This window comes from Mycoplasma sp. 4013 (genome assembly GCF_054353875.1).
Map to the genome: position 1 here is coordinate 26056 of NZ_JBTHHK010000010.1, position 8337 is coordinate 34392.

Here is an 8337-nt window from a genome sequence, read left to right on the forward strand (position 1 = left end):
TTTAACCTAAGATGTTATCAACAATTGGTCAAAACTCAACATCAGGATTATCAATTTTACGATATCCATTGAATCCAACGGTTGGACCAAAAATATCTTTATCATTTTTGTATAAGTTTACAAATGCAGCTGTAACTTGATTAATTGCATCTGAACTTACATAAGGTCCAAAAACTCCTACATTATATGGTAAAACCTCTGTGACAATAAATTCTTCAAGTTTTTCATTCGGTCTAGTGCTTTGATTAATTTCATATGCATCATGTGGTTTATATTTGGTTCATGCTCACGATGTTTCATCATCAAAAAAGATGTGTTTTTTTGCTTCGTTAGGGTTGTTCATTTCTTTGATTTTACCCCCAATTAAGATGTTGTCTGGTGTTTCGGATGCAACTGTTGCTAGTGGTTTAAAACTTGCTCCAAAGTGTTTTTTAAGTAGTGCTTGTTGTAATAAGTATTTACCACCAGATGTGTTTTTACCGGTGACAATACCATATTTGATAAATTCATTTCAGTTTTTGCTATTTCAAGCTTGCTTGATTTTAGAACGAATATCATCAGTTCCTATCAATACTATTGAACCTCTTTGGTAAGGGACTAAATCTGTTTTAGCATTATATAATGATTGATAAATTTGTCCATCTCAATTGTAACCATTATTTTTGTCATCTCATTGAGATCTTGGTTTAGCATGAAAAAGTGTATCTTCATTTTTTGCAATTTTTCTTAAATCATCATCATCGAGTCCATCGGTATAATGTCCGTGTGCCTTGGTAGTGAAATCATATGTAATATCACCATTAAATTGACGAGTTAGTGTCTGGATGCCTAGTTTAAAACCAAGTTCTCCGACTTTTGCTTTATTCGATTGTAGATAACCAGCTGAAATAAAAGCAAAATCAGATGTACCTTTGGTTAAATCATCGAAAGTAGCTTTGTAATCTTCTTGTCCTCGGAAGATTACTTCAACTTTAACATTTGATTTTAAAGCTTTGAGTTCATCGTTTAATGAATTTTCTAATTTACTTTTGTATTGGTCAAGTGTTAAATTTCCAAGTGCATATTGTTCAGGGGTTCCTAAACTTAATTTTACACTTTGGTTTTCTTGTTTATCTGCTTTAGTAGAAGTTCCACAAGAAACTGCAACTGATATTGATGCAGTTGATGTAAGAATTCCTAAACTAAATAATTTTTTGAATTTCATTTTTCTCCTATCTTAATATAGGACAGAAAAATTTTTAAGAAAGACTCACCACGCTAGCATTACCTAGATCGGCTCTTAAGAGTGTTTCTCAACCTACAAAAACTTGCAAGTACCTCTGTCCTTGCAAATATTATACAAAATTTTAAAAATTATCTAAATCATTACTTGAAATAATATATATCTGATTATTTCATTCATCGTAATCTAAAAAAGCATTTTCTTTATCATTATTCTCGCTATTGCTTGATAAATCAAATTCTATTTCATTAAAAACAGAAGTTAAGGTATATTGCTCAGAATTTTGGGTTTTATCAATAATTATGGTATCAAAATTTTGATTTATCTCTTCTTTTCCATGTTGTTTGTATGTTTTTAAATTAGTATAGACTTGATGATTAATATTTGTATGTAAGTTTATTATATATTCATTGGTAAAAAATGCATCAGTAGGCTCCTCGTCCATTATTTTGTGTTCATTAATAAGTTCGTTAGCAAATTTTGTAAAGGGCTTTGAAATAACTTGACTATAATCGCCTGATTCAACAAGTTTGCGATCATTGAAAAGAAAAATTTCATCAAATTCGTTTTTCAAGATATTAAAATCATCGGTTGTATAAATATATGGAATCTTATATTTTTGTGAAAAGACATTTAAAACACGAATGAACTCATTTTTATGATCATATGGAATATCATTTTTTAAATCTTTAATGATTAATAATTTACTGTCATCAACTCAATATTTGATAAGTTTAATTTTAATTTTATCAATGTTTTTTAAGTATTTAAAAGGGATTAAAAAGTTCTTTTGTGAAATTGATATATTTTCAAGTAATGAAACAAATTTTAACATCGCAATAATTTCGTTTAACAATGTTTTTGATAAAGGTTTTTTGTTACTGCAATACTCACTAATATGTTCTAAAAGATTAATCATCCACGGTTTTTTAATAAGTGAATTATAAAAGGAGCTAAGGTTTTCGAAAATATTAGTTGAATTTTCATCTTTATCTGTAATTGAATTAAATAAATAAGAAACCTTTTTAAATGATGTGTTAAATGACTTAATTACATTTTTTAAATTTATTGAAAACTGATTAATTTTGTTATTTTTGTGAGTTAATAAGTTATCAAAAATTTTGTTTTCAACATAATTACTTCAATCTAATTCGGCCGATGCTAACTGTAACTTTTGATTTAGATTTTTCATTTCAACTAAAAATTTGTGGTTGTGAATTTGTTTGTAATTGGTATTATCAAATTTACGAATTTTTGACTTGACATCGTTGATTTTATTGATAATCTTTTGATAATGCTGTTTTGAAAGCAAAGTGTAATGATCAACATTGATTTCTAATTCATATTCAATATAATTTTTTAGTTGTTCTTTTATTAATGAATGATCTTTTTCTTTGGTTTTATATCTATTATGAATAAAAAAATCTATTTTATTTGTTACATCGTTATAAAGAAGTTTTAATTCTTCATTATTTAAATAATATAGATTTTTCTTATTTTTTTTTCAAATAAATAATGACTTTCTTTTTGCACAGTAATCTTTATATAATTCAACAAAATCTGAGTGTTGTATATTTGCATATTTAAATTTATATTTTAAAAGTGATATTTCCTTATTTAAATTATAAATTTGCTGGTTGATAAACGTTTTAGAAGTGGTTTTTGTTGTTTTTAAAAACTTATAATAATAATTTATTTCAGTTTTTAAATCTCGTTTTTTAATTTCACCTGAAACTTTTGTAATTGATGTATTATTTATTTTTTGTAAATATTCGTATCTTTTTTTTAGTTCACTAATTTTTTCTTTTTGCAAGATAAAATTAGAATTTTCAAAGGTTGAAAAAACACTTTCGATATCGGATTTTAGTTCTTTCAAAAAGTCCACAAAGTATTTAAAAAGCATATTTTGATACTCATACAGGTTGTAGCGATATTTATAAATTATTTCTTCTAATTCTTTATTTAAAAGCAATTTACTACTTTGTAAAGCACTAATTTTTTTATCTAAGGTATCTTTCTCTCTCTTGTATTCTTGGTTAATGTTAATAATTAAAGGGATAAATTCTGTAATTCTTTTAAAGAAGAGATTTTTTAAAATAAAAGTATTTTGATTAGTGATGTTTGTGATTTTTTGTAAATATCAATCATATTTATATTCAGAATCTATGCAGGCTTTTCAAATCTCGTTGAATGGGATGCTTAAGTCCTTGTTATTACTTATTTTTGATACATCAAAAAAAGATATTTTGTTTAATATTTTCTTTTTATTTGTGATTAAATTAAAATTTTGTTGATTTTGATCATGAAAACCTAAAACAACTGACTTGTTTGTTTTAATAACATCTCATAGGGTCTCAAATGTTAAATTAGTATTAACAGCAGGAATAAAAAAAAGAGATGTATAGGAGCTAATTAAAAGTTTTGGAATGCTGATACTGAGTTTGTTATTTTTTTTAGATGTAAAAAAACCTTTTTGAAAGTCTTCAAATAAATTTTTAAGCACGAACAAAAACTTTGCATCATTGCTCATATATTCTCCTAACGATATGATAAATTACTGTTTTTATTAATTAATTTTGAAATAATCCCATATGTATAATAAATAACTAAGGTATTAAATCATATTTTTACAGGCCCTGTAAGAATGTGTTGAGTGATTCAAAAGAAAATATCTTTTTGTTCCCCATTACCTAATGAAATCAAGTCTGCATACGCTAAAACAGGAACATTTACAAGCTCCAGAAATGCACAAAAAACTACAATAGGAATCAAAGTTAAAAATGTTTCAGTTTTAAAGAAAAATCTTCCAAATAACACAAAGAAAATCATTAATGATGTTCCTGTACTCATTAATCCTAATAAAACTCAACGGTTTTTAATTATACCTTTTTCAATTGCCTCAGGTGAAGCGGCTGAAATAAACCAAGCAACCGAAGCGATTACTACTAAAAGCAGGACAATTGCAGTGATTAAATAGATATTTTTTAGATAATTATCTGAAGCAAGTTGATCAATATATTTCTTTTTATTGTTCAATTTTATCATTTTCATTGCTGATTTTTCGGCTTTTTTTATTTCACCATTTGCTTTAAATTGTAAATACTCCATCGCAAGAATACTTAATTTTTGTCCTATTCTTTGTAGTCTAAACTCCTTGCTAAATGCAGTTTTAAGAATTTGATTAAAATATATCCCAAGTAGTCCGGAAACAAAACCATTTAATGCAGTAGCAACTGTATACATTGGATTATAACCAGCAGGTGGAATAAATAATAAAGATAACAAATCGCTTATGATTCCAACAAAGACCCCTACAACTGGTCCAAAGATAAAACCTGCTATTTTTACAGGTAATCCGATAAATGAAAATTTATATGTAGGTAAATTGACAACGGGTAAAATTTGAGCCACAACGATGGTAAAACTAACAGAAATTGCAATTAAAATAGCAACCATCACCATATTTTTAATGGTTCATTTTTTAAACAAACTAATTTCTTTTCAATTTTTACCTTTGACTGTATTTTTCACCGTATCAAAAAAGCGTTTCATATATTTATTTTATATTATTTTTATTGATGTTAAAATTATAAAAGTTTTTTACATCATATTTTTAATCATTTGATAATAAAACTGGATAATTATTCAAAAAAGTTTATTATTAAAATCTCCATTTGAAAAAGGAGATTTTATAAAATTATTTATTATCACTAATTCTAAAGAAGTCTTCGATATCAAATCTATAACTTTGTGGTCCTCTGATTTTAAATAGGATGTTTGGATCAAAAACTGATCTACGAATTTCAAAACCTTGGATTGGATTTGACACTCATCTTAATAATTCGCTTGGAACAGTATCTTTTGTTGGTGTCCCTGTGATAGGATCAACTTTAAAAATTGGTTTTTTACCCGCTTCTATGTCAGTGTTTCTTGCAATATATATCCCATCAACACGAGCAGTAAATGGATTAACTTTAGGATCTTGTGGGTTATATTTTTCAACACGTTCACCATAAAGGTTTGCGGATGTTAATGCTTTTTGAAAGTCGTTGTCGTTTGTCAATAATGTATTATTTGCATAAGTAGTTACATGCACATGTGGCATTCAACCTCCGTTAGTTGCTGATGTTCCTAAATAAGCAAGTGTATCCCCTTTTTTAAAAGGTTGTGGGTGTGCCGGAGAAACATTATCTAAAATATCATATACACGAGCTGACTTGTCTTTTCCAATTGTGATTGTTTTAGGTGATCAATTAAAGGTTTTATTGTTCATTGTCAAGTTAGCATCTAAGTGGATAAATCCGATGTATACTCAACGATCATCGTTTGTATCATAAGTTCCGAAGTATTCTTGTAGAATTTTAGGTGAAAGGTTAAGTTTTGTTAATTTAACTCTTGTGAGCATTACAGTTCCTACACCTTGTCCTGTTTTGATTTGTGCAAATGAAAGGTGTGCATTATATACTGCGACAACTTCACCATCATATGGAGCGATAACTGGGGTGTGTTCTTTGGCTAAATAGTCTTCACCAACATGGATAGCGATTGGGGTTTTAACATCATCTAAATAAAATGCACGAGTTGAATCATAACCTCCTGAAAATAAGTTGCTTCCATAATCGTTATAAATTGACTGATTAACTCTTGATAAATCAGAATATGTAAGATGTCCAGCATGGAAGTTATATGCATGTGGATTTGCTTGCATAAAGTTGCTATCAAAGATTTCAGCAAATTTACCTACTCCAATATGTTTTTGTAGTTTTACGATTTTACCATCATATATAGCAGTAAAAGTTAAATATCCATTGCGATAATCAGTTGATTTAAATGAGTCTTTAAGGTATTTAAAATCATAGTTTATTGGTAAAATGGTAATATCTGAAACATTGTCTTTGAATCCTTGTTCTTCAAAGTTTTGGTTATAAATATTTCAGTTTGCGGGTTTTGCTAATAAGTTTGCCCGAATTTTTTCATCACGTAATACTGTGTTGTCTTTATCAAATGTAAGGTTAATTATTTTGTTAAATCCTACATTTGCAAAAGGAAATTTTTCATATCCTTTTTGGGTATTATCATAACCATTTGCAATTCTGATTTTAACAGTTAACTGATCGATTTTTGGTGAGTGAGTAAAATTAACATCATCAATAAAAATTTTAATAATTTGTTTATTTTTATATGGACTAAGTAAATTAGAAAAATCTGGATATGTTAAATTAAACATCGATGCAAGTTGTTTACGATTTAAATCATCAAAACTATAAATAGCATTTGATTTATCATCGATTAATGCTTGAATTTTAGCAAAAGCAGGATCAGATTTATCTTTAATAGATATTTTAATTGCATCACCTTGTGTTAAATTTTGCAACTTTTTAGATAAATCATTTACATCTTTGTAATTTTTTTCATCACTTGTTGATAATTTTATTCCTTTAAGAACAAAATTAACTTTGGTTTCAGCCTTTAAATTTAAATTCTTTCCTGTTGCTTCAACAGGGATAAGAATTTTCATTGGAATTATGATGTCATTATTATTATTGATATCTTGGCGAATGTTGTGATAGTCATATTCATATGATAACTTAGCAGCTTGTTCATCAGTTACTAATTTTTTGTCTTTTAAGATTTGTGTAAATGCAGAATCGTTAAAATCGAGGTAATCAGTTATATAGTTGTTATTACTTAGGTTTTTAAAAGTTATATTTGATGCATTAGTATTAGCTTTAAATTGTAATACTTGTGAAGAAACATCGTTATATTTAAAATAATCACTAATTCTTCTTAAAAATAATGTTTCATTAGTCAGTTTTGTTTTATTATCTGCATTTCCTTTGGCACGAAGTGCTTTAAGTTCAACTTGCTGTGGGTCTAGTGGTGTACCTGGTTTTGGTTCAGGATTGGTTTTTTGTTGTGTATTTGCTGCTTTTTGAATTACTGCATTAATATCAGAAAAAATTGCACTAAGATCTTCAAGGGTGTTTGCTTGTCCGATTCTGTTTTGGAAATCCTGTTTTTGTTCAGGTGTAAGTTTATCAGAAGCAAGTGCTTTTGTAATTTCATCTCTTTTTTGTTGTTTTGGGTCAACTTCCTTTTTAACGGTCGCTTGGTGTGAACAAGCGATTGCAACTGGAGCAATTACAATAGGGGATAAAGACAAAAATAATTTTTTAAATTTTTTAAACATAGAGCCTTTCTTATAGATTAGAAATTAAGTTTCATTGGAACACTTTTGCCTATTTCAACTGCAACAATTCCGTAAATGAGTGGGATAATAACAGTAAATAAAAGTGTTGTGGTGATTTTTATAGTCTCTAATAACATTAATTGTTTTATTTGTTTTGTTTTTTGATCATTTGATTTGATACTTTTTAGATGATATAAAATTTCAATAACTATTAATAAATAAGCAATCACATTAAAAACTATATCAAAGGCAAAGAAACCAAAAAAACTTGAAATAAATAAAAAGATTCAAACAACTATTAATGTTATAAAAAGTTTGAAGTAAGGGTTTGTTCCATAATTTGTGTCGTTGATATAACCTAACATTGGAACGATAATAACAAAAGTTGTAATAAAAATAAATTCTTTGATAATATATTTTCATCAACTTTCATTATATGGATGTCTTACTTTTAATAAATCTCAAATTTGTAAAGTTTGAAAAATTTCTTTATATTCCTTACTTTTAGATAATGAATTTTTTACTAAGAAAAATATTCCAGCAAAAACAATTAATCCACCAAAAGCACCTGAAAATTGCCCGCCTATTAAATAGTAAACACCTTTATCTAATGTCCCTGCCTCACCTGTAGAAATGCTAAATCCTTGCAATCTAGTTTGTAAAATCACACTTAATGGATTTAGCTGTGGAAATGCAGGAACATTTGCGGTGAAGTATGATAAAGCTCATGGTATGATAAATGCTAAAAAAGTAGCTAATGTGAATCCGATGGTATTAAAAAGCTTTTCGTTTTTGGGTTTATGCATATATTTTATTAAAAGTCATAACAAAATAAAAAATACAAGTGTAAAAGAAGCGAAAAACTCAAATAGAAAAGCACTTTTGTTTCAATAAGTTGATAATAACTGTTTTGCTGTCATAATTT

At 27.3% G+C, this 8337-nt stretch carries 5 protein-coding genes; all 5 read right to left on the bottom strand.

The window, feature by feature from the left end; translation table 4 throughout:
* Position 1 precedes the first annotated feature (1 nt).
* Positions 2-1204, bottom strand: coding sequence for an ABC transporter thiamine pyrophosphate-binding lipoprotein p37/Cypl (cypl, locus tag ACXYRO_RS03465; RefSeq protein ID WP_458614316.1), 1203 nt, complete (start codon positions 1202-1204; stop codon positions 2-4).
* Between the two features lie 142 nt (positions 1205-1346).
* A complete protein-coding gene (locus ACXYRO_RS03470; protein ID WP_458614317.1) occupies positions 1347-3752 on the bottom strand; it encodes an MAG1360 family OppF-related protein in 2406 nt (801 codons plus the stop codon).
* Between the two features lie 8 nt (positions 3753-3760).
* A complete protein-coding gene (locus tag ACXYRO_RS03475; protein WP_458597294.1) occupies positions 3761-4774 on the bottom strand; it encodes an ECF transporter S component in 1014 nt (337 codons plus the stop codon).
* A gap of 145 nt (positions 4775-4919) precedes the next feature.
* The gene (locus tag ACXYRO_RS03480; protein WP_458614318.1) at positions 4920-7412 is read right to left on the bottom strand and encodes an MSC_0775 family lipoprotein; all 2493 of its coding nucleotides are present in this window, start codon (positions 7410-7412) and stop codon (positions 4920-4922) included.
* 17 nt (positions 7413-7429) lie between these two features.
* Positions 7430-8332, bottom strand: coding sequence for an MAG4940 family membrane protein (locus ACXYRO_RS03485; RefSeq protein WP_458597296.1), 903 nt, complete (start codon positions 8330-8332; stop codon positions 7430-7432).
* Positions 8333-8337: the final 5 nt, after the last annotated feature.